3 protein-coding genes are annotated in these 25,858 nt (G+C 74.1%); all 3 read right to left on the bottom strand.

The genetic code is table 11. The annotated features are described in order from the left end of the window. The 3 genes from ACZ7OI_RS08570 to ACZ7OI_RS08580 are packed head-to-tail and all read right to left on the bottom strand — an operon-like array spanning position 1 to position 25,834. Entirely contained in the window at positions 1-1,191 is a 1,191-nt protein-coding gene (locus tag ACZ7OI_RS08570; RefSeq protein WP_470263541.1) for a cytochrome P450, read from the bottom strand. Then, on the bottom strand, positions 1,188-19,715 hold the full coding sequence (locus tag ACZ7OI_RS08575) for an amino acid adenylation domain-containing protein (RefSeq protein ID WP_470263542.1): 18,528 nt from the start codon (positions 19,713-19,715) through the stop codon (positions 1,188-1,190). Before ACZ7OI_RS08575 ends, ACZ7OI_RS08570 begins: the two co-directional genes overlap by 4 nt. Then, positions 19,715-25,834, bottom strand: coding sequence for an amino acid adenylation domain-containing protein (locus ACZ7OI_RS08580; RefSeq protein ID WP_470263543.1), 6,120 nt, complete (start codon positions 25,832-25,834; stop codon positions 19,715-19,717). The genes ACZ7OI_RS08575 and ACZ7OI_RS08580 overlap by 1 nt, the downstream gene beginning before the upstream one ends. Between the last annotated feature and the right edge of the window lie 24 nt (positions 25,835-25,858).

Genomic DNA, 25,858 nt, shown 5'->3' on the forward strand with positions numbered 1-25,858 from the left:
TCACGGCGACCGCACCGGCAGGCTCCACACCCCGGTCAGATCCTGGGCGGGCATAAAGGAAACGGGCTGTTCGCGGTCGACCGCGAGGTTCGGCAGGCGGTCCAGCAGGATCTCCAGTGCGATGGCCCCTTCCAGGCGCGCCAGCGGGGCGCCGAGGCAGAAGTGGATGCCCCAGCCGAAGCCGAGGTGCGGGTTCGGATCGCGGGCGACGTCGAAGACGTGCGGCTCGGCGAACTGGACCGGATCGCGGTTGGCCGCGGCCACCCAGACCACGACCATCGATTCGGCGGGAATCCGCTCGCCGCCCAGCTCGGTGTCGGCGGCGGTGGCCCGGTAGACCGCGGCGGTCGGGGTCAGGAAGCGGTGGCTCTCCTCGAAAGCCGTCGGCACCAGCGACCGGTCGGCCCGCAGCCGCGCGTGCTCCTCCGGGTGCGCGTCCAGGCACAGCACGGTGTTGGCCAGCAACATCGCGGTGGTGGTGTGCCCGGCCACGAGCAGCAGGTTCGACACCTTGGCGACCTCGTAGTCGCTGAGGCCGGCGCCGTCCACCTCGGCCTGCACGAACCGGGTCAGCAGGTCCGCGCGGGGCCGGCGACGGCGCTCGGCGGCGTAGCCGACCAGGTATTCGGTGAGCTGTTCGGAAGGCTCCAGCTGGGCGCGGATGTCGCGGTCGCGCTTGTCCTCCTCGTCGCCGAGGTCGAATTCGTTGGTCGCCTTCATCATGGCGTCGACGAGGTCCTTGAACACGGTGAAATCGCTGCGCGGCACGCCGAGCAGCTCGGAGATGACGGTGATCGGCAGCGGGTAGGCCAGATCCTCGACGAGGTCGAACCGGTCCTGCCCGGCCACCGCGTCGAGCAGCTCGCCGGTGATCTGCCCGATCCGCGGCGCCAGGTCGGCCACCACGCGCGGGGTGAACGCCTGCGCGGTCAGCCGGCGCAGCTCGCGGTGCTCGGGCGGATCGAGCTGGAACAGGTTGGCCTCGGCGAACTTCTCTCCGTCCGGGGCGAAGCGGCGAGCGGTTTCCGAGGAGTACAGCGCCGGGTCCGCCAGTACCGTCAGCGCCTCCTGGTAACCGTAGACGTGCCAGCTCCCGGAAGCCTCGTCGTAGCGCACCGGCCGTTCCGGCGCGATGCCACGCAACCAAAAGTGCGTGGGGTTGGCGCCCCATCGCTCGGCCGGGATCGTCATCGGGTCTCCTCCTCGTCGGCGGCTGCGGGATCGGTGCGTGCCCAGGCCTCGAAATGCGCGTCCAGCACGCGGCACACCGCGTCCACCGGTGCGGGCAGGTGCATTTCGACGTGCTTGGCCGCTACGTCGTGCGAGACCAGGGAACCGGCGACGTACGGCTCCCACAGCGGCGCGTAGGACTCGGCGTCGTCCTCGGTCGCGTTGAAGAACAGCACGGAACCGTCGAAGACCGGGGAGTCGAAACTGGCCATCATCCGCGTGTGCTCGACCATGATCTTCGCCGCGGTGTCCACCAGGGAGTCGCGCGTGCTGCCTCCCATGGCGGGCAGGTGGCTGTCGAAGAAGTCGTGCGCGGCCGCCAGTTCCGGTACGTCCGCGGTGGCGAACCAGCTGCCGGGGACGCAGTCGAGCAGGGCGAGCGTGGGCACCGCGTGGCCCTCGGAGCGCAACCGCGCGGCGATGGCGTGTGCCAGCGTGCCCCCGAGCGACAACCCGGCCAGGTGATACGGCCCCTCCGGCTGGACACGCCGGATCTGCTCGGTGTAGTCGGCCACCATCGCCTCGACGGACGGTGCCGCCGCCGATCCGTCGAAACCCCGTGCCTGGACGGCCATGATCGGCCGGTCGCCGCCGAGCGCTCGGGCGAATCCGAGGTAGACCCAGGAAAGCCCGATGCCCGGATGGACCATCCACAGCGGAGCGCCCGTGCCGCCGGTGCGGATCGGCAGGACGACGTCGAACGGGCCGCCGGTCTCCTGGCCGCTCTCCCCGCCGGTCAGCTGTCCGGCGAGCCGGGCCGCGGTGGGCGCCTGGAACACCGCCCGGATCGGCAGGTGCACCCCCAGCGTCGAGCGGATCCGCTCGACCAGCCGGGTGACCAGCAGCGAATGCCCGCCCAGGGCGAAGAAATCGTCGTCGGGCCCGACCCGGTCGAGACCGAGCACCTCGGCGAGCAACCCGCACAGCACCTGTTCCGCCGGGGTACGGGCCAGCCGGCCGGTGCTCGGCTGGATCCGGGCGGGCGCGGGCAGTGCCCGTCGGTCCACCTTCCCGTTCGGGGTCAGCGGCAGCTCCGGAACGGCGACCACGACCGAGGGGACCAGGTGTTCGGGCAGACGGTCGCGGGCGAACGCGCGCAGGGCGGGCACGAGCTCCGCGATCCGGCGCGCCCGCGTCGGCGAGTTCGCCAGGAGCCGCCCCGGCGCGGCCGGCCGCAGCGATCCGGTCAGCGCGGCCGATTCCGGGACGCCCGCGGGCAACAGCAGCAGGTCGAAACACTCGACGGAATCCGGCGACGGCACCGCGACGGCGGCCCGGCCGAGACCCTCGGCCCACTGCCGCAGCCGTTCCGGTTCGACGGCCCCGCCGAACCGGGCGTTCGGCACCCCGAGCAACCGGACCGGCTCGTCCTGGTGCGCCGATCCGAACCGGGCGGCGGATTCCCGGTCCAGCCACGGGACGGCCGGTCCGGCTCCGACGTCCACAGTGGACCCCGTGTGCAGGACGACCTCGTAGCGGTGACGGGTCAGCTCGTTGTGCGCCCGCCCCGGCTTCAGCCGGATGTCCGCGCCGAGCCCGTGTTCCCGGGCCCACTGGACGAACCACTGCGGATCGAGGACCAGCTCGCGCTCGTTCAGCACCGCCCGCGCCGCGGCCGAGCGGACCGCCGACGGGGACAGGCCCGGTTCCCTTGTGCGGGCGGCGGTTTCGTGCAGCAAGGCCAGCGACGCGGCGTCGCGGACGTCGCCGACGACGATCCGGCCGCCCGGGACGAGCAGCCGCCGGGCCAGGTCGAGCACGCGCTCGAGATAGTCCGTGTCCGGGAAGTACTGCACCACCGAGTTGAGCACCACGACGTCGAAGTAGCTCTCCGGCAGGCCCGCCGGGTCGTCCGCGGGTTGCGCGCTCAGCCGGACCTGCGCGAGACCCGCGGCGGCGGCCTGCGCGCGCACCCGTGCCACCACGTCGGCGGACAGGTCCGTGCCCCAGTACTCCGCCACCCGCGGGGCCGCCGGCGCGAGCAGCAGTCCCGAGCCGACGCCGATCTCCAGCACCCGCCGCGGGGAGTCGCGCAGCACCTGCGCGACCGCCGCGTCCCGCCATTCGGCCATCTCCTCGGCCGGAATGGGCAGGCCGGTGTAGGCCGACTGCCACAGCGCGAAGTCGGCGCCGAGTTCCTCCTCGGCCGACTGCTGGTAGGTCTCGTCGTAGACCTGGCGCCACTCCTCGACCTGGTCCTCGGCGGCGCTCTCGGTCCGGTCGACCTCGCCGGGCACGACGTAGGCCGCCAGCCCGTCCTCCCTGGCGACGACGACCGCCTGGTCGACCGCGGGATGCTCGACGAGCGTGCTCTCCACCTCGCCCGGTTCGATCCGGAACCCCCGCACCTTGACCTGGAAGTCCGACCTGCCCGCGTACTCCAGCGTGCCGTCCGGGCACCAGCGGACCAGGTCGCCGGTCCGGTACAGCGGCTCGCCGGAGCCGAACGGATCGGCCACGAACCTGCTCGCGGTCAGCCCCGGCCTCCCGGCGTAGCCCCTGGCCACGCCCGTGCCGGCGAGGTAGAGCTCGCCGACCACCCCGCGCGGCGCCAGCCGCAGCGAGCCGTCCAGGACGTAAGCCCGGGTGTTCTCGATCGGCGTGCCGATCCGCACCTCCCGGCCGGTCACCGCGGCCGAGGTCGACCACACGGTGGTTTCGGTGGGCCCGTAGAAGTTCCGCACCTCGGCCGCGCCTGCCGCGAGCGCCTCGGCCAGGTGCGGCGGCAACGCCTCCCCGCCGACCAGGACGCGCAGTCCCCCGGCCGCCGCGGGATCCGCGGCCACGACCGACTGCCACAGCGACGGCGTCGCCTGGACGACAGTGGCTCCGTGCCGCCGTGCCAGTCCGAGCAGCCGGGACGGATCCCGGACCTCGTCGTTGTCCGCCAGCACGACCGCGGCGCCGGCCAGCAGCGGGACGTACAGCTCCACTGCGGCGATGTCGAAGGCCACCGTGGTCACCGCCAGCAGCCGTTCGGCCGGGGTCAGCGGCACCGCCGCTGCCATCGAGGCGAGCAGGTTGTCCAGCGCGCGGTGGCTGACGACCACGCCCTTGGGCTTGCCGGTCGAGCCCGACGTGTAGATGGTGTAGGCCGCCTGGTCCGGCCGCAGCACCGGCCGGGGCGGGGTGTCCGGGTACGCGGTCAGCTCGGCCGCCGTCTCGGCCTCGCCGAGCACCAGCGCCGCGGCGCTGTCGGCGATGACGAAGTCCACGCGTTCCGCGGGATGGCCGGGATCGACGGGCACGTACACCCCGCCGGCCTTCAGCACCGCCAGCAAGGCCACGAGCAGGCCCTCGGTGCGCGGGTGCGCGACGACCACCCGGGTCTCCGCGCTCACCCCGCGTTCGACCAGCCAATGGGCCAGCCGGTTCGACCGGGTTTCCAGTTCCCCGTAGGTCAGCTCGCGGTCGCCGTGCAGTACGGCCGCCGCGTGCGGCGTCGCCGCTGCCCGCGCGGCGATCCGTTCGGGCAGCGGACGCTCGGGCACCGGCGCGGACGGCCCGCGGCCCAGCCGGACCAAGGCGTCCCGTTCGGCGGCGGGCAGCACCTCGACCGTCGACAGCGTGCGGCCGGTGTCGGCGACGATCTGTTCGAAGACCATGGCGAGCCGCTCCGCGATCGCGGCGACCATGGCCCGGTCCAGCGCGGTGTCCTGGTACTGGAGGCCGACGCGCAGCACCGGGTCCGCGGCCGCGGCGATCACGAGCGGGAAGTGCGTGCCGCTCAGCGGCCGGATCCCGGTGATCGCGATGCCGGCCGCGGAGTTGGCTTCGCTGAGCCCCGCCCGGTCGACCGGGAAGGACTCGAAGAGCACCAGCGTGTCGAACAGCGTGCCGACTCCGGCTTCCCGGGTGATCTCGGCCAGGCCGAAGTGATGGTGGTCCATCAACGCCGCCTGCTGGTCGTGCAGCGCGGCGAACAGCCCGGCGAAGGTCTGCTCCGGCGACAGCACGGCCCGGACCGGGACGGTGTTGACGAACAGGCCGACCATGGAGTCCACTCCGGACACCTCCGGCGGCCGGCCGGAGACGGTCGCGCCGAAGAGGACGTCGTCGCGACCGGTGAGCGCGCCGAGCACCGCCGCCCAGGCGCCCTGGACGACGGTGTTCACCGTGACGCCCAGGCTCGCCGCCCGGCGGGCGAGCGCCCGCGCGGTCTCCGCACGCAGCGGGACCTCGACCTGGCCGAGGCCGCCCTGCTCGCTGTCGGCGCCCGGCACGAGCAGGGTCGGCTCGTCGAGCCCGCTGAGCAGCTCGGCCCACTTCTCCCTGGCCCGCCCGGCGTCGCGGCCGTGCAGCCAGGACACGAAGGCGCGGAAGGACCGCACCGCGGGCAGCCGGGCCTGGTCGCCGCCGAACTCGTAGAGCCGCAGCAGATCGCGCATGAGCAACGGCAGCGACCAGCCGTCGAACAGCACGTGGTGCGCGGTGAACACCAGCTCGCACCGGTCCGCGGCCAGCCGGACCAGCGTCATCCGCAGCAACGGCGGCCGGGCCGGGTCGAAGTGCGCGGCGTGGTCCTCGGCGAGCAACGATTCCAGCGACGCGTGCGCCCGGTCGGCGGGCAGTCCGCTCAGGTCCGCTTCGGACCACGGCAACGGGACGCCGGCCACGACCAGCTGCACCTGCCTGCCGTCGGCGGTGTCGGCGAACGCGGTACGCAGGCTGTCGTACCGGTCGAGCAGCGCTTGTCCCGCCGCGCGCAGGCGTTCCGCGTCGACCGCGCCGTGGAGGTGGAAGACGAGCTGCATGTGGTAGGCGTCGAAGGAATCGTCGGCCAGCATGCTGTGGAACAACAGGCCGGACTGCATGCCGGTGGCGGGCCACACGTCCGCCAGTCCCGGGTACCCGCGCCGCAAGCGGTCCAGCTCCTGCTGGGAGATCGGCACCAGGGGCACGTCGGACGGCGTGAGGCCGCCGGCGTCCGGTTCGCGCAGGTGCCCGGCGAGGCCGGACACGGCCGTGCGCCACAGCTCGGTCAGTTCCCGGACGTCCGCCTCGGCGACCGCGTGCTCCGGGAAGCCGACACGGGCCCGCAGCACCGGGCCGTCCGGGGTGTCCTCGACGTAGGCGGAGACTTCCAGCGTCGACAACGCGGGCATGTCCGGATCGAGCTCGGCGACGAGGTCCAGCGCGTCGCTCGCGACCGCCCAGGCGTCCGGTTCCGCCGCGGCGCCGGTGCCGACCCGGCCCAGGTAGTTGAAGCCGATCTGGCCGAGGCGGGCGCCGGTCAGCGCGTCGGCGGTGTCCTGGTTGAGGTGCCGCAGCAGGCCGAATCCGACGCCCTTGTCGGGCACCGCGGCCAGCTGCTCCTTCACCGCCTTGACCGCGGACCCGGCCGCCGGCCCACCGGCCAGCGCCGAGGCCACGTCGATGCCGGACACGTCGAGCCGCACCGGGTAGAGGCTGGTGAACCAGCCGACCGTGCGGGAGAGGTCGGCGCCGGGAGCCACCTGCTCCTCCCTGCCGTGTCCCTCCAGCTGGACGAGCACCGACGGTTCCGGCGCTCCGTGCGCCCGTCGCCGCGCGGCGACGGCCAGCGCCAGCGTGCTGAGCAGGCCTTCGGCGACCCCGCACCGATAGGCGGCGGGCAGCGCGGTCAGCAAGGATTCGGTCGCCTCGACCGGGAACTCCAGCGACAGGTGCCGCACCGTGGACATGGTGTCCGCCGCCGGGTCGAGCGGCCGCCGCCCGAACAGCGGGTCGGGCCCGTCCAGCTGACGCAGCCAGAACGGCAGTTCGGCCGCCCTGGCCGGCTCGGCCGCGGCGTCCGCGACGGCGTAGGTCCACTGACGCAGGGAGGTGCCGACCCTGGGCAGCACGGGCGCCTGCCCGCGGCTGACCGCCTGCCACGCGGTGGCGAGGTCCTCGACGAGGATGCGCCACGACACCCCGTCCACCACCAGGTGATGCAGCACGACCAGCAACCGGCCCGTCCCGTCCGCGCGGTCGAACCACACGAACCGCGCGACCCGGCCGTCCTCGGGGGCCAGTGATCCGGCGGCCTCGTCCAGCTCCTCGGCGGCGAGCGCGCGCCAGGCCGGCTCGGTCCAGCCGCCGGCGCACCGCAACCGGCGCACGGTCACCGGTTCGGCGGCGTCCGCCGGCTCGACAGCCATCCCGGACGGCTGGTCGCCGGTCGCGGGCACCAGGCGGGCACGCAGCGCGTCGTGCCGGTCCACCACGGCCGCGAGCACCGCGGTGAGCCCCGCCTCGTCGATGCCGGGCGGCAGTTCGAGCACCGACGACATGCAGAACCGGGAGAATCCGCCGCCGCGGCCGAGGAGGTGCCGCGCGATCGGCGGCAGCGGCAGCCAGCCGGCCGCGCCGCCCTCGGGCTCGGGCAGCACCGGGCGCGCCCCGGACTCCCGCCGATGGGCCGCGGCGCGGGCCAGCTCGGCGACGGTCCGGCTTTCGAACACGTCCTTCGGGGTGATCTCCACGCCGAGCGCACCGGCCCGGGAGACCACCTGGATCGAGCGGATGCTGTCCCCGCCGACGGCGAAGAAGTCGTCCTCGGCTCCGACCCGTTCCAGGCCGAGCACCTGGGCGAAGACCCCGGCGAGGATCTCCTCCTCCGGCGAGGCGGGCGCCCGGTACTCGGTGGCCGCGAACTCCGGCTCCGGCAACGCGGACAGGTCGAGTTTCCCGGTCGGCGCAAGGGGAAAGCGGTCGAGGACGACCAGCGCCGAAGGCACCATGTAGTCGGGCAGCCAGGAGGCGCAGAACCGGCGCAGGCCCTCCACCGAGACCCCGACCGTCAGGTCGACATCCGTCTCGATGGCGCCCTGCGCGGCAGCCTCGATGCCTTCGGGAACGACGTAGCCGACGAGCCGGGCCCGCAGGCCGGTTCCGAAGGTGCGCACGGCCGCGTGGGCCACCCCCGGGTACGCGGCGAGGACGGACTCGATCTCGCCCGGTTCGATCCGCACCCCGCGCACCTTCACCTGGTCGTCGTCGCGACCCGCGTACTCGAGCACCCCGTCCGCCGTCCAACGGGCGAGATCGCCGGTGCGGTACATCCGCGCGCCGGGCGGGCCGAACGGATCGGCGACGAAACGATCGGCGGTCAGCGCGGCACGGTCCTGGTAACCACGGCCGATCTCGCCGCCGACGTACAGTTCGCCGACCACTCCCCGCGGGGCGAGACGCAGCCCGGGGCCGAGCACATACGCCCGCATGCCGTCCAGCGGCACGCCGACGGGCGTGCCCGAGGTCTCCGCCAGCTCGGCGCCGGCGACGTGCGCGGTCGCGTAGAAGCTCTCGCTCTGCCCGTAGGCGTTGACCACCCGTACCCCGGGCACAGCCTCGCGCAGCCGGTGCACGAGGGCGCCGGACAACGGCTCCCCCGCCAGCACCACCGCGTCCGCGCTGATCTTGTCCGGAACCTGGTCCAGCAGCTCGGCGAGAGTGGACGGCACGGTGCTGAGCACTCCGCCGCTCCACCCGCCGCGCTCGCCGACCACCAGCGCGTCGCGCACCAACTCGACGCAACCGCCCCGCAGCAGGGTCGTGACGATCTCGAACACCGACACGTCGAAGCCGATCGAGGTGGTGGCCAGCGTCCTGGTCGTCGAATCGATCCCGGTCAGTTCGGCGAGGCACGCGGTGCCGTTGACCACCCCGCGCTGGGTGATGGCCACGCCCTTGGGCACGCCGGTGGATCCGGACGTGTGCATCACGTACGCGATGTTGTCCGGCCGCGGCGCGGTCCGCGGAGCGGCGATCCCGGCCGGCGGCGCGAGCGGCAGGCCGTCGACCAGCAGGCTCGGTGTCCCGCTCTCGGGCAGCGCGGACGCGGTCGCGGAGTCGGTGAGCACCAGCGCCGGCGCGGTCTGCGCCAGCATGCGGGCCAGCCTGCCCGCCGGGAAACGCGGATCCACGGGCAGGTAGGCCCCGCCCGCCCGCCACACCGCGAGCATCGCGATCACCAGCGCGGCGGTGCGCGGCAGCGCGATGCCGACGACCGACTCCGGCCCGACCCCGCGTGCCACGAGTTCGCGTGCCAGCTGGTTGACCCTGGCATCCAGCTCGGCGTAGGCAAGCAGATCGTCCTCGCACAGCAGCGCGGGCGCGTGCGGTGTTTCGGCTGCCTGGCGGGAAAACAGCTCGGGGACGGTGCCGGACGGCACCGGCCCGGACGGCGGGCTCGCGTACGCCAGCAGCTCGGCGCGTTCCTCCGCCCCGGCGAGATCCACCACGTCGATCCGCGCCTCCGGCTGCTCCACGAAACCGGCGACGACGCGGGCGAACGAGTCCGCGATGCCCCGCGCGGTGGATTCGTCGAACAGGTCCGTGGCGTATTCGAGGATGCCGACCACGCCCCGGCCGGGCAGATCGGCCATGTTGAAGAACAGGTCGAACTTCGCCGTCGTGGTCCGCACCTGCTGGAACCGGACGTCGAGGCCGGGCAGCGCGAAATCCTCGCGGGAGAAGTTCTGCCAGGCGAACATGACCTGGAACAGCGGGCTGTAGGCGGTGGACCGCTCCGGGTTGAGCACCTCCACGAGCCGCTCGAACGGCACGTCCTGGTTCTCGTACGCGGCCAGCGACCGGGTGCGGACCTGGCGCAGCAGCTCGGCGAACGTCGGCGACCCGGACAGATCGGCCCGCAGCACCCAGGTGTTCACGAAGAACCCGACCAGATCGTTGAGCTCCTCGGCGGTGCGGTTGGCGATCGGGGCGCCGAGGGAGACGTCGTCGCCCGCGCCCAGCCGGGACAACAGCGCGACGAGTGCGGACTGCAGCACCATCGAGACCGTCGCGCCGTGCGCCTTGGCCAGCCGCTGCACGCCCGCGACCACGGCCGGGTCGAGGCCGAACTCGACCGCGGCGCCCCGGTGCGAGGCCGCCAGCGGCCGTTGCCGGTCGGCGGGCAGCAGAATCGGTTGCGGCAGCCCGGCCAGCTCGGTGCGCCAATGCTCGGCCTGCAGCGAGGCCACACTGCCCGGATCGGACTCCGCGCCGAGGTATTCCCGTTGCCAGAGCGTGTAATCGGCGTACTGCACGGGCAGTTCCGCCCACTGGGGTTCCGCGCCGCGCTTGGCCGCCGCGTACGCCGCGGCGAGGTCGCGGGCCAGCGGGGCCATCGAGGCACCGTCACTGGCGATGTGGTGGATCACGAGGACGAGCACGTGGTCCCGCGGGGACAACCGCAGCAGGCCGGCCCTGATCGGCACCCGGCGGGCGAGGTCGAACGGCGCGGACACCAGTTCGGCCATGGCGTCGTCGAGCAGTTCGGGCAGCGTGTCCAGCACGGGGAGGTCGAGCACGACCTCCCCGGCGGGCCGGATGACCTGGTACGGCACGCCTTCGGAGTCCTCGGCGAAGGTGGTGCGCAGGCTTTCGTGCCGGCGCACGACGTGCTCCACCGCGGCGCGCAGGGCCGCGACGTCCAGTTCTCCGGTCAGCCGCAACGGGAACGGCGCGTGGTACAGCGGCGAGGGCCCCTCGAACTTGTCGATGAACCACAACCTGCGCTGTGCGAACGACAAGGGCAGCGGCTCGCTCCCGCGTTCGACACGGCGCAGGGGCGGCCGGCGCCGGACCCGGGTGGACAACGCCTCGGCGAGCTCGGCGACGGTCGGCGCGTCGAAGACGGCGCGGATGGGCGCTTCCATCCCCAGCGCGGCCCTGATCCGGCTGACCAGCCGGGTCGCGAGCAGGGAATGCCCGCCCAGAGCGAAGAAATCGTCGTCGACGCCGACCCGGTCCAGGCCGAGCACCTCGGCGAACAGGCCGCACAGCACTTCCTCGCGCGGGTTGCGCGGACCGCGGCCGCCCGCCTCGCCGACCCGCTCCGGCGCGGGCAGCGCCCGCCGGTCGACCTTGCCGTGCGCGGTCAGCGGGATCTCGCGTACCGCGACCACCGCGGCGGGCACCAGGTAACCGGGCAGCCGATCGCGCAACCGGTCCCGCAGGCCGGCCACCACGGCACCGGTGCGGCGCGCGGTCGCCGGGTCGGTGGCCAGCTCGCGTCCCGGCCGGCCGGCCGGGACGAACCCGCCGGCGAGCACCCGGCCGCCGACCGGTCCGGCCGGGAACAGCACCGCGTCGAATTCCGTGGCGCTGCCGCCGTTCCAGGTCACCAGGCACCCCCACCCGTGCGCGTCCGCCCAGGCCCGGACGTCCTCGGGGTCGAGCGGGGCGTCGCCGTCCGGGCGGGCGGTGCCGGCAGCCATGCCGAAGGCCGACGCGATCGCCGCCTCGCCGGCCAACCGGGCGTTCGGGATGCCGGAAAGGCGGATCGGGCGCTGGCGTGCGAGCGCGACGAGCTCGTCGAGCGCGCCGACCTCGTGGCCCCAGCCGGCCACGTCCACCTCGTCGAGGCGTTCGGGCGTCTGCAGCCCGGACTTGTGCAGGGTGACTTCGTAACGGTGCAGTGTTAGCTCGTTGTGCGCGCGGCCCGGCTTGAGCCGGATGTCGGCGTGCGCGCCGTGCCGAGCGGCCCACGCGGTGAACCATTCGGGATCCAGCGCCAGTTCCGTTTCCAGCATGATCGCCCGCTCGACCGAGGCACGGGCGGGCGCGCCGGCCGAGCCGGGAGCGCCCGCGCGGTGCACGCCGGCCTGGAACAGCGCCAGCGAACCCGCGTTGCGCACGTCGCCGACCACGATCCGGCCGCCCGGCGCGAGCAGGTCCATGGCCCCGGACAGCACCTCGGACAGGTACTCCGCGCTGGGGAAGTACTGCACGACGGAGTTGATCAGGACGGTGTCGAAGTACGCCGCGGGCAAGCCGCTGAGGTCGTCGGCGCTCGCCGGGCGCAGATGCACCCGGTCGTCGAGCCCTGCGTGCCGGACCTGGTCGGCCAGCCGGTCGATCACCGGCGCGGACAGGTCGGTGCCCCAGTACTCGGCCACCTCGGGCGCCAAGCGGGCGAGCAGCAGGCCGGTGCCGACGCCGATCTCCAGCACGCGCCGGGGCGCCCAGGCCAGCACCTGCGCCACCGCGGCCGCCCGCCATTCCCGCATCTCGGCGAGCGGGATGGGCCGCCCGGTGTAGCTGGAATTCCAGCCGGTGAAGTCCTCGCCCCAGCCGGCGCCGGCCTCGGCGTACATGTCGTCGTAGACGGTCTGCCACTCGACGACGTGCTCAGCGGCCTCCCGGGTGCCGTCCGTTCCGCCGGCTCGTTCCGGGGCGGGCACGACGTAGGCGATGAGACTGCCGGTGCCGTCCACGCCTTCGTCCCACACCACGGCGGCACGGCCGACCCCGGGTTCGGCGAGCAGAGCCGCCTCGACCTCGCCGGGTTCGATCCGGAAGCCGCGCACCTTCACCTGGTCGTCGGCCCGGCCCCGGAACTCGAGCACCCCGTCCGCGGTCCACACGCCGACGTCGCCCGTGCGGTACATGCGCTCGCCCGGTCCGCCATACGGGCAGGCCACGAAGCGTTCCGCCGTCAGGCGGGAGCGGTTCAGGTAGCCGCGGGCCAGTCCCGCGCCCGCGAGGTACAACTCGCCGGAGACACCGACACGCACCGGCCGCATGGCGGCGTCGAGCACGTACGCCCGCATGCCGTCCATCGGCGCGCCGATAGGCACCGCCGCCGGGACATCGGCCTCGCCGGCCATCGGGAAGCAGGTGGCGAACGTGGTGGTCTCGGTCGGGCCGTAGCCGTCGACCACGGCGATGCCCTCGCAGGCGGCCAGGACCCGCCGCACCGCGTCCGGTGCGACGACGTCGCCCCCGGTCCACACCTCGCGCACGCCGCGCAGGGCTTCCGGCTGTTCGTCCACGATGGCCTGGAACAGGCCCGCGCTCAGCCACAGTGCGGTGATCCCGTGCTCGGCCACCGCGCCCGCGACGGCCTGGGCGTCGATCCGCCCCGGCTCCGCCACCACCGCGCACCCGCCGCCCAGCAGCGGCACCCACGTTTCGAAGGTCGAGGCGTCGAACGCCTGCGCCGAGTGCACCAGCACCCGCTCGTGCGCGCCCGCGGCGTAGCGACGGTCCCCGGCCAGCGCGACGATCGCGTGGTGCGGCACCCCGATCGCCTTCGGCACCCCGGTGGACCCGGACGTGTACATGACGTAGGCGAGGCTCGACGGCTCCCGGCGCACCGGTTCCAGCGGTTCGGCCGAGGCGAGTTCGGCGCCGGTCGCGGGGTCGTCGACGACGAGCCGTGCGCAGCCGACCGTCAGCCGGGCCGCGGACGAGCTGTCCGCCACCACGAGCACCGGCCGCGCGTCGGCCACCATCAGGGCCGTGCGCTCCCGCGGATATTCGGGATCGAGCGGCAGGTAGGCGCCGCCCGCGCGCAGCACCGCCAGCAGCACGACCGGCAGTTCGGCCGACCGTGCCAGTGCCACCCCGACGATCGATTCCGCCCGTACGCCCCGTGCCCGCAGGACCGCGGCCAGCCGGCCGGCGCGGTCGTCGAGTTCGGAGTAGGTCACCGCGGTCCCGCCGGAAACCACGGCCACCGCGTCGGGTGTCTGCCGGGCGCACCGGTCGAAAGCCTCGACGACGGTCTCGCCGAGCGGCAACGGCGCGGGAGCGGCGTTGAACTCCCGCACGACGCGCTCGTGCTCGGCCGGGGCGAGCAGGTCCACTGCGCCGGCCGGGGTCTCCGGCCGCTCGGCGAACTGCCGCAGCACCCGCGCCAGCGAGGCCGTCACGACGTCCACCAGCTCCTGGCCGACGACCCCGTGCTGGTACTGCACGCCCAGCCGCAGATGCGGTTCGGCGAAGGCCATCACCACCAGCGGGTAGTGCGCCCCGCTGAGCGGGCTGACGCCGGTGATCGAGATCCCGGCGTCGGCGTTGGCCTCGGCGATCGCGACTCCGTCTATGGGATAGGACTCGAAGCCCACGATGGTGTCGAAGAGCGTGTCGAACCCGGTGGCCCGGTGGATGTCGAGCAGGCCGAGGTGATGGTGGTCGAGCAACGCGGCCTGGCGGCGCTGCGCGGCCGCCATCAGCTCGGCAAGCGGCGTCGCGGAACCGCAGTCCACCCGCACCGGCAGGGTGTTGATGAACAGGCCCACCATCTCGTCGATACCGTCCACCGCGGGCGGACGGCCGGACACCGCGGCCCCGAACACGACGTCCGTGCGCCCGGTGAGGTGGGCCAGCACGACCGCCCACGCGCACTGGACGACGGTGCTCATGGTCAGGCCGAGTTGTTTCGCCCGCTCCGCGACCGCGCGCGCGGTGGCGGCGGGCAGCGGAACGTCGCGCTGGCCGACTCCGGTCGAGACGGCCGTCTCGTGCGGGACGAGGATCGTCGGCTCGGCCACCCCGGACAGCTCCGCCCGCCAGGCGGCCAGTGCCGCGGCCCGGTCCTGGCGCGACATCCAGACCAGGAAGTCGCGGTACCCGCGGGGACGGGCCAGCGCGGAGTCGTCGCCGCCGGTGGCGTACAGGCGCAGCAGATCGCGCATCAGCAACGGCACCGACCAGCCGTCGAACAGCACGTGGTGCGCGGTCAGCACGAGTTCGGCTTGGGTGTCCGCCGTGGTCAGCAGCGACAGCCGCACCAGGGGGCCGACAGCCGGATCGAAGTGGGCGGCGTGGTCCTCGTCGAGGAACCGGGCGAGCCGGGCCTGCTGCCGCTCGCGGTCCATCCCGCGAAGGTTCTCGTGGTACCACGGCAAGCGCACACCTTCGGTGAGCACCTGCACCCTGTCACCGTCCACAGTGGAGCCGAAGGCGACCGCGAGGTTCGGGTACCGGGCGAGCAGCGCCTGTCCGGCGGCGCGCATCCGCTCAGGATCCACCGGTCCTTCGAGGTGGAAGACCAGGCGCATCTGGTATGCGTCGAAATCGGCGCCTGCCAGCTGGGCGTGGAACAGCAGCCCGGACTGCATCGGGGTGAGCGGCCATACGTCGGCCAGCGCGGGGAAAGCCCGTTCCCATTCCTCGATCTGCTGCTGGCCCGCGGTCACCAGGGCGAGGTCCGAGGGCGTCCGCCCGCCGGCGCCGGGGGCGCCCGCGTACCGGATCAGCGCCCGCACCGCGTCCTGCCACGCCCGGCCGAGTTCGGCGGCCCGTTCGGTCGCGACCGCGCCCGGCGCGTTGGAGAAACGGGCGACCAGCACGGGTCCTTCGGCGGAATCGGAGATCAGTGCGGCGATGTCGAGCGCGGCGAGCGCGGGCAGATCGGGATCGGGCTCGGCGACCAGGTCGACGGCGTCCTGCGCGCGCGTCCAGCCCAGGCCGCGCAGCCGCTCCGGCATGTCGGCCGCCGAGTAACGGCCCAGGTAGTTGAAGCCGATCTCCGGTTCGGGCAGCGCGCCGAGCACCGCGGCTGTCTTCGGGTTCAGGTACCGCAGCAGGCCGTACCCGATGCCGTGGTCGGGCGTTGCGAGCAGCTGCTCCTTGACCGCCTTGAGCGCGGCGCCCGCCGCAGCCCCGCCCGTGCAGGCCGCCTCGACGTCTATGCCGGCCAGATCGAGCAGGACGGGATAGGCGCTGGTGAACCAACCCACCGTGCGGGACAGGTCGGCACCGGGGACCACCTGGTCCTCGCGGCCGTGCCCTTCCAGCCGCACCCGGAGGGAGGTGCCGCCCCGCACCTTGGCCACGGCCAGCGCCAGCGCGGTGAGGAGCACGTCATTGACGGCGGCGTGCGCGGAGGCGGGCACCGTGCCGAGCACGGCTTCGGTTTCCGCAGGCCCCAGCCGCAGCCAGGTGTGTTCCACAGTGGACACGACGTCGGCCGCAGGGTCGAGACGACGCGAGCCGAGTGCCGGTTCCGGTGCGGCGAGCGTCTCCCGCCAGTGCGCCAGTTCCCGTGCCCTGGCCGGGCTGAGCGCTTCGTCCCGCAGCGCGTGCGCCCAGCGCCGGGCCGAGGTCCCGACCGGGGCGAGCGCGGGCGGTTCGCCGAGGGACACCGCGTGCCAGGCTTCCGCGAGGTCCGGCAGCAGCACCCGCCACGACACCCCGTCGACCACCAGGTGGTGCAGAACGAGGATGAGCCGTCCCGGTTCGCCGTCGCGGTCGAACCAGACGGCCCGGACCACGTCGCCGCGCGCCGCGTCGAGCGCGCCGGTGGCCGCGTCCAGCCGCGCGGAGGCCTCGGCCCGCCATGCGTCGTCCCAACCGGAGGACCACGGCACGCGCTGGATCAGCCCGGCTGCCTCGACCGTCCCCGGGGCGCTGACCAGCACGCCGTCCTCGACCAGCCGCGAGCGCAGCGCGTCGTGGTGGTCGAGCACGGCCGACAGGGTGGCGGCCAGCCCGGCGGCGCCGATCCCGTCCGGCAGGTCCACGACCACGGACATGCTGAACCGGTCGGTCCCGCCGCCCAGCCCGTACACCTGTTCGGCGATGGGCATCAGCGGCTGCCATCCGACCCCGGCCCCGGGCAGTTCGGCCAGCGCGGGTTCAGCGGCCGTCAACTCCCGCGCGGCGACGGCCAGTTCCGCGACGGTCCGGTGGTCGAACACCTGTCGCGGGCTGATCTCCAGCCCCTGCGCCTTGGCCCTCGCGGCCACCTGGATCGAGCGGATGCTGTCCCCGCCGATGGCGAAGAAGTCGTCGTCGGCGCCGACCCGGTCGAGACCGAGCACCTCGGCGTACAGCCCGGCCAGCACCCGTTCCCGTCCTTCCGCGGGCGCGCGGTAGCGCTCGGCGGCGAACTCGGGCTCGGGCAGCGCCGACCGGTCGAGCTTGCCGTTGGGTGTCAGCGGCAGCGCGCCCAGCAGCACGAAGGTCGTGGGGACCAGGTACTCCGGGAGCTTGCGGGCGACGAACCCGCGCAGGTCGCGGACCGACAGCGTGGCGGTGAGGTCGACCTCCAGATCGCCGAGGCTGTCCACGTCGCCGAAACCGCTCTCCTGCGCGCCGACCGGCACGACGTAGCCGACCAGCCGCGCGGACCGGCCGGGCGCCTCGTGCGCGACAACGGCGGCTGTGGCGACCCCCGGGTGCGCGAGGATCGCGGCCTCCACTTCGGACGGTTCGACCCGCACCCCGCTGATCTTGAGCTGGGAGTCCGCGCGGCCCTCGTAGTGCAGCCGGCCTGAGGCGTCCCAGCGGGCCAGGTCCCCGGTGCGGTACATCCGCGTGCCAGGCTCGCCGAACGGGTCCGCGACGAACCGTTCCGCGGTGAACGCGGCCCGGTCCTGGTAGCCGCGGCCGATCTCCCCCGCGACGTAGAGTTCGCCCACCACTCCGGCGGGAACCGGGCGAAGTCCGTGGCCGAGCACGTAAGTACGCATCCCACCGAGCGGCGAGCCCACCGGGACGCTCTCGCCGGCCGCGGTTCCGGTGACCTCCGCGGTGGTGGCGTAGAAGCTCTCCGTCTGCCCGTAGGCGTTGATCACCCGCACGTCGGGAATCGCCGTCCGCAACCGGGTCACGAGGTCTGCGGACAGCGCTTCCCCGGCGAGGACGACGGTTTCGGCACGCAGGTCGCCGCCGAGCTTCGAGACCACCTCGGAGAGCACGGAGGGCACCGCGCTGACCACACCGCCGGTCCAGCCGCCGCGCTCCAGCAGCTGGAGCACGTCGCGCACGACCTCGACGCGTCCGCCCGCGGCGAGGGTGGCGACGATCTCGAACACCGAGACGTCGAAGTTCACCGAAGTCCCGGCCAGCACCCGGGTCCCGGCGGTGATGCCGACGGCCTCCGCGAGCCGGAGCACCCCGTTCACCACGCCCCGGTGCGTGATCGCCACGCCCTTCGGCACGCCGGTGGACCCGGAGGTGTACATGACGTAGGCGGTGTTGCCCGGCAGCGGCGGCCGGCTCCCGACCGGGCCGGGCGAGGCCGGGAGATCCCGGTCCACCAGCACCAGCGGGAGATCGGCGACCGGCAACGCCGGCGCGGTCGCGCTGTCGGTGAGCACCGCGGCGGGCTTGGCCTCGCCGAGCACGGCGGCGAGCCGGGCGCTCGGGTAGGCGGGGTCGACCGGCACGTACGCGGCGCCCGACTTGAGCACGCCGAGCAGGGCCACGACCAGTTCCGCCGATCGCGGGAGGGCCAGCCCGACCAGGTCCTCCCGGCCGAGGCCGCGGTCCAGCAGCGCCGTGGCCACCAGATCCGAGCGGGCGTCCAGCTCGCGGTAGGTCAGGGTGCCTGCGGCGGATTCCACCGCGACGGCGTCCGGGTGCGCGGCCGCCGCGGCCCGCACCAGTTCCGGGACGGTGCTCTCCGCGGCGAGGGCGACGGGTGCCGCGAACTCGCCGAGGACGCGGCCGAGCTCGGCCGGAGTGAGGACGTCCACCGCCGCGACCGCGCGGGCGGGCTCGGCCAGCAGCAGGCGCAGCACCCGGGCGAACCGCTCGGCCAGTGCTTCCGCGGTGGCGCGGTCGAACAGGTCGACGGCGTACTCCAGGTACCCGAGCATGCCGGGCCGGCCGGGCTTGCGGAAGAAGCTGAACTCCAGGTCGAATTTGGCCGTCGAGGTGGACAGCACTTCCATCCGCGCGGCGCCGCCCGGCCAGTCCAGGTCGATCCAGGCGTCGTTCTCCCACGTGAACATGACCTGGAACAGCGGGTGGTAGGCGGTGGACCGCCGCGGGTTGAGCAGTTCGACCAGGCGCTCGAAGGGCGCGTCCTGGTTCTCGTAGGCCCGGTACGCACGCTCGCCGACCTGGTCGAGCACCTCCGCGAAGGTGGGCCCGCCGGCGAGGTCGACCCGCAGGACCCAGGTGTTGACGAAGAAGCCGACCAGATCGGTCAGCTGCTCTTCGGTGCGGCCGGCGATGGTCGAGCCCATCGCGATGTCGGTGCCCGCGCCGCTGTGCATGAGCGTCACCGCCAGCGCGGTCTGAAGCACCATCGGCACGGTCACCCGTCGCTCGCTCGCGAGGCGCTCGGCCGCCGCCAGCAGCTCCGGATCGAGCGGGAACTCCACGAGGTCGCCGCGGCGGCTCGCCACCGGGGGACGGGGCTTGTCGGCAGGCAGCCGCATCGGCTGCGCGAGATCGGCCAGCTCGCTTCGCCAGAACCGCGACTGGACCGACAGCACGCTGTCCGGATCGGACTCCGACCCGAGCATCTCGCGCTGCCAAAGGGTGTAGTCGGCGTACTGCACCGGCAGATCCGGCCAGCCAGGGGCTTCGCCGCGCAGCCGAGCGGCGTACGCCTCGCCGAGATCGCGGGCGAGCGGGTGCATCGACTCGCCGTCGCTGGCGATGTGGTGGATGAGCAGGACGAGCACGTGGTCCGCCGGTCCCTTCCGCAGCAGCACCGCGCGGACCGGCAGCTCGGTGGCCAGGTCGATGGCGTATCCGGCGGCGTCGGCGACGGCCTGGTCGACCTCGTCGGCGGCTACCTCGACGACCGGCAGACCGAGCCGGGCCTGCTCCGCGGGAAGGACCTGTTGCGAGGGCACGCCGTCGGCGTCGGCCAAGATCAGCGTGCGCAGGCTCTCGTGCCTGCGGACGAGGTCGTTGAGCGCTTCGGCGAGCGCGCCGGTGTCGAGTTCGCCTTCGAGGCGAACCAGGAACGGCACGTTGTAGGTCGCGGACGGTCCGTCGAACTCGTCGATGAACCACAACCTGCGCTGGGCGAAGGAAAGCGGGACCATTACCGGGCGCTCCTGTTCATCTTGCGTAGGGCGGGCCGGCGGGTCCCGCTCGCGTCCTTGACCGTCCGGGCCAGTTCGGCCACCCCGCGGGACTGGATCACCGCGCGGATCGGCACGTCGACCCCCAGCTCGGCACGGATGCGGCTGGTGATCCTCGTGGCCAGCACGGAATCCCCGCCCAGTGCGTAGAAATCGTCGTCGAGGCCGACCTCGTCGGCGGAAAGGATCTCGGCGAACAAGGCGCAGAGCGCCTTCTCCTCCGGAGTCCGGGGCGGCCGGTACGCCCGTGCGGCCTCCGGCTTGACCAGCGCGGCCGTGTTGACCGCGCCGGCCGGAGTGCGCGGGATCTCCTCGACGAGGACGACCTCGGGCCCGATCGGCAGTACCGCGGCGGCGGTTTCGGCGATCGGCGCCTGCCGGGCCGGGTCCGCGACCGCGTACACGACCGCCCGGCCGATCCCGCCGACCTCGGTGACGGCTGCGGCGGCGTCCAGGACTCCCGGCAACGCCTTCACCGCGGCGACGGCCGGGGCAAGATCGGTCAGCACGCCGCCGAGGACGACGAGATCGTCGACCCTGCCAACAGGTTCGACGACCCCGGCCGTGGTGCGCCGGACCAGTTCGCCGGTGCGCACCATGCGCGAACCCGGCGGGCCGAACGGATCGGCGGGGAACCTCGCGGCCGTGGCCGCGGCGTCCGCCGGATAGCCCCGGGCGACCCCTCGACCGGCGACGTACAGCTCCCCCACCGCCCCGGGCGGGGACATCCGCAGGGCCGGGTCGAGGACCAGCAACCGGACCCCGTCGAGCGCGGTGCCGGCCAGTCCGGGTTCACCCGTCGCGGTCGGCCCGGTCTCCGGCAGCGAAGCCACCGCACGCACTTCGGCACGCGGTGCCACCTCCTTGAGCGACCTGACCAGCTCGGCTCCGGGGACACCGCCGTGGACGCGCACCGCGCCGGCGCCGATCCGTTCGGTGGCGTCCCGCACCACGGTCGCGGCCTCTTCGAGGTTCAGGCTCAGCACCGCGGCGTCGGCGGCGGACGAGCCGGCGCCGTCGGCCACCACGACCCCGCCGCCGGAGCACAGCGCTGCCAGCAGGTCCGGGAGCCAGTCGCCGGGCTCGCCGGCGAGCCCGGCGACCAGGCGGCCGGCAAGGGCCGCGGCCGCCATCCGGGCCGCGAGCGCACCGTGCGAGACCCCGACCGAACGGGGCGCCCCGGCCAGCCACGGCCCGCGGCTGACGCAGGCGAGCTGGCCGGGCCGCACGATGACCGCCGGCGGGGACTCCGCCCGCCGGGCCGGCACTTCCGTCACCTCGACGGCGGCCGCCCCGGCCAGGCTCCCCCCGGCTTTCAGCACGGCGAGCACCGCCACGACGAGTTCGGCCGACGGCGGCACCCGGACGGCCACCGGGGTTTCCGCGGCGACCCCGCGACCGGCCAGTTCGGCGGCCAGCGCGTTCGCCCGCTCGTCGAGTTCGCGGTAGGTCAGCGCTGCGGCGCCGGAAGTCACCGCGACGGCCTCGGGCGCGGCACGGACCCGGGAGCCGAACAGTTCGAGCGGAACCGGCGATTCCCCGGCCACCGGCCCGGTCAGCCGGCGCACCTCCTCGGGCTCGAGCACGTCGATCGCGGCCAGCGGGAGCTCCGGCTCCGCCGCCACCTGGTGGAGCACCGCGGCGAACCGGCCGGCCACCTCGGCCGCCCATTCGGCGGGAAGGCCGCGCTGGTACTGGAGCGAGATCCGCAGCGGCAGCCCGGGGTGCACGAAGATCAGCACGGTCAGCGCGTAGTGGCTGGCGGTGAACGACCGGATGCCGGTGAGCACGACGCCCGCGGCCGCGCCCGCCTCGGCGATCGCGGCCCGGTCCAGCGGGAAGGATTCGTAGCCGACGATCGTGTCGAAGAGCGGGTCGACCCCGGTGGCCCGGTGGATTTCGGCGAGCGGATGGTGGTGGTGGTCCACCAGCGCGGCCTGGGCGGACTGCACCGCGGCCAGCTGCTCGGCGACGGTACGGGCGGGATCGAGCACGACCCGGACCGGGATCGTGTTGAGCAGCATGCCGACCACCGCGTCGATGCCGGGAACGACCGGGGGCCTGCCGGAGACCGCGGCGCCGAACACCACGTCCGCCCGCCCGGTGAACTTGCTCAGCAGCACCGCCCACGCGCTCTGCACGAGGGTGTTGACGGTGACCCCGAGACCGGAGGCCACCCCGGCGAGGCGGCCGGCGGCGGCCGGGTCCAGCGGAACGTCCGCTTTGGCCACTCCGGGCACCTGCCGCGGTGCCTCGGCGGACGCCAGAGTCGGCCGGGTCACCCCGGCCAGCTCGGCCGACCACGCCCGGGCGGACTCCCCGGCCGTGCGCGATTCGAGCCAGCGCAGGTAATCGCGCTGGCTGTGCGGCATCTGCAGGCCGACCCCGGCGTAGAGCCGCAGCAGATCGAGCACCAGCAGCGGAAGCGACCATCCGTCGAACAGGACATGGTGGGCGGTCAGGACCAGCTCGTGTTCCTCGTCGCCGGTGCGGACCAGGGTCGCCCGCAGCAGCGGGGGCCGTGCCAGGTCGAAATGTTCGGCGAGATCGTCGGCGAGCAGCCGCGAGAACGCGTCCGCCTCCGCTCCCCGCAGGTCCCGGGTGCGCCAGGGCAGCTCCGCTTCGGAAAGCACGAGCTGCACCAGCTCGCCGGTCGAGTCCGGGGCGAACACCGCGCGCAGTCCTTCGTGCCGGTCGAGCAGCGCCTGTCCGGCCGCGCGCAGGCGTCCGGCGTCGACCGGGCCCACCAGGTGCAGGGAGTACTGCACCTGATAGGCGTCGAACTCGGAGTCGACCGCCAGGTGGTGGTAGAGCAACCCGGACTGCAGGGAGGTCAGCGGCCACACGTCGGCGAGACCGGGCCAGCGCTCCGCCCACGCGTCGAGATCGTCCTGGGAAACGGTGCGGCACAAGACATCGGAGGGCGACAGGCCGGAGCCGCCCGGCTGTTCCGCGTGCCGCACCAGGCTTTCCACCGCCGCGGTCCACAGTCGGGCCACGGCGGCCGCTTCGGCCGGATCGAGCACCCCGCGCGGCGCGGCGAACACCGCGGTCAGCACCGGGCCGTCGGCGTGGTCGACCACCCGGGCGTTGATGTCCAGCTCGGCGAGCGCGGGCATCGCCGGATCGGCGACGTCGAGCATCGCCAGCCCGGGCGCGTCGAGCACGGCCCAGTCCTCTTCGGACGGTCCGGGGAACCGGCCGAGGTAGTTGAACCCGATCCGGCCCAGCGGCGCCCCGGCGAGCCGCGCCGGAGCACCCGGCGCGAGGTGGGCCAGCTGCCCGTACCCGATCCCCCGGTCCGGCACCGCGCGCAGCGTTTCCTTCACCCGCTTGAGCGCGCGGCCCGCGGCGGGACCGGCGGCGAACGCCTCGTCGAGGTCCAGGCCACTGACGTCGAGGCGCAGCGGATGCACGCTGGTGAACCAGCCCACGGTGCGGGAAAGGTCCGAGCCGGGGAGCACGCTCTCCTCCCGGCCGTGCCGTTCCAGCCGGACGAGCGCCGGCGGGTCTCCCCTGCCGGTGTCCCGCCACCGGCAGGCCAGGGCCAGTCCGAGCGCGGTGAGCAGGGTTTCCTCGACGCTGACCCGGAACGCCGAGGGCAGCGTCGCCAGCAGCCGCCCGGTCAGCTCGCCGTCGAGCCGGACGGTGGTCTCGGCCACCGTGGCGTGCACGTCGACCGCGGGGTCCAGCGAACGGGCGCCCGGCAACGGATCCGGGCCCTCGACGACGGACAGCCAGTAGGGCAGTTCGTCGTGCCGGCGGGGTCCGGCGGCGTCCTCGGCCAGCGCCCGCGCCCATCGGCGCATCGAGGTGGGCACGGGCGGGAGCGCGTCGCCGGCCCAGGCCCGGGCCAGGTCGGCTTGCAGGATCCGCCACGAAACGCCGTCCGCCACGGCGTGATGCAGGACGAGCAGCAGGACGCCGGGCCGCGCGTCGAACCAGACCCACCGCGCCACCCGGCCGTCCGCCGGGTCGAGTTCGGCGGCGGCGCGCGCGAGTTCCGCCGGGAGCAGCTCCTCCCACGGCCCCGGACAGGCCACCCGGCGCAGCGGCGGGTAGCCGGTTCCCGGCGGTGCCGCCACGACGGTGTCCCCGGACACCCGGGCCCGGAGCAGGTCGTGCCGGTCGACGACGGAGCCCAGCGCGGCGGTCAGCTCGGGCTCGCCTGCCCCCTCGGGCAGCCGCAGCGCGACGGCTTGCAGGAAGCTCGCGAAACCGGGCCCGCGGGCGCGGAGCCAGCGGGCCACCGGCAGCAGCGGGAACTCGCCCGAGCCGTCCGCGTCGTGCTCGGTGGCCGTCCGGGCGGTGCCACGAGTGCTCGCCAGCCGCGCCAACCGGGCCGGGGTGCGGTGTTCGAAGATCTCGCCCGCGGTGATGCCGACCCCGGCGGCGCGGGCACCGGACACCACCCGGATCGACTGGATGCTGTCCCCGCCGATGACGAAGAAGTCGTCCTCGGCGCCGACGTCGTCGAGGCCGAGCGCCTCGGCGAACAGCTCGGTCAGCACGGTCTCTTCCGGAGTCGCCGGCGCGCGGTGGCCCGGCCTGATGCTCGCCGGTTCCGGCAACGCGGCCACGTCCGGTTTTCCGTTGGGGGTCAACGGCATGCGCGGGATCGGGACGAACGCCGAGGGCACCATCGCCGGCGGCAGCCTGCGGGCGAGGTGCGCCCGCAGCTCGCTGGCCAGGAACCCCGAATCCATCGCGATGGCACCGTAGGCACCGGCCGGCGACTCCTGCCCGGCCCGGTCGGCCGCGACCACGTAGGCCACCAGCCGGACCGTCCCGTCCCTGCCCGGCCTGGCGAGCACCAGCGCGTCGGCGACCCCGGGATGGGCGGCGAGCACGGCCCGCACCTCCAGCGGCTCGACCCGGACCCCGCCGATCTTCACCTGGTCGTCGGCGCGGCCGAGGAAGCGCAGCACCCCGTCCCGGCCGGATTCCACCACGTCCCCGGTGCGGTAGAGCCGCTCTCCCGGACCGCCGAAGGGATCCGCGACGAACCGGGTGGCGGTGAGCGCGGTCCGCCCGACGTACCCCCGCGCCACTGAGGGGCCGGAGACGTAGAGTTCGCCGGACGCCCCGGCCCCGACCGGGCGCAGGTGTTCGTCGAGCACGTGCACGCTCGCGCCGAGGATCGCGGTGCCGATCGGCGCCCCGGTCGCCGGGCCCAGCGGGTGGCTCATGGTGGCGCACACCGTCGTTTCGGTGGGGCCGTAGGCGTTCACCAGCACCCGGCCGGCCGACCAGCGGCCGGCGAGTTCGGCGGTGATCGCGTCGCCCGCGACGACCAGGCACTCCACAGTGGACATCGAGCCCGCCGGCATCGCGGCCAGCACCGCGGGCGGCAGCGTGAGGTGTGTCGGTGCCAGGCGGTCGGCGGTGCGGGCGAGCGGCTCGCCCGGCGCCCTGTCGTCATTGCCGGCCAGCAGCAGTGCCGCGCCGTTGAGCAGCGCCATGCACAGCTCCCACACCGAGGCGTCGAACGCGGGCGAGGCGAACTGCAGGATCCGGCTGCGCTCGGACACCCCGAGATGCCGCGCGTGCGCGGCGGCCAGGCAGGCGAAGCCCTGGTGGGTCACGGCGACGCCCTTGGGCCGCCCGGTGGACCCGGAAGTGTAGATGAGGTAAGCGGTGTTCGCGGGCGTCGAGGTGTCCGGAGGGCACTGTCCCGGGGTGGCCGCCAGTTCCCCGATTGACAGCACCGGCAGCGCGCTGTCGGCCGGCCGGGCGCCCGGATCGTCGGTGAGCACGAGCGAGGCGCCGGAGTCGGCCAGCTGGAAGGCCAGCCGCTCGGCCGGATGAGCGTCGTCCAACGGCAGGTAGACCGCGCCCGCGCGGAGGATCCCCACTACGGCGACCACCCATTCCGGGGTTCGACGGGCGGCCACCGCGACCACGGTCTCCGGCGTCACGCCGCGCCGGGACAGCGCGGACGCCACCGCGTCGGCCTTGCCCGCCAGCTCCGCGTAGGTCAGCGTGCGGGCGCCGGTGTCCACCGCTACGGCGTCCGGGCTCAGCGCGGCCCGGGCCGAGAACAATTCGCCGAAAGTGCGCGCGCCAGGAATCGAACGCATACCGAAATCCCCCAAGAAAGTTGA

Source organism: Amycolatopsis sp. NPDC114503, assembly GCF_055633655.1.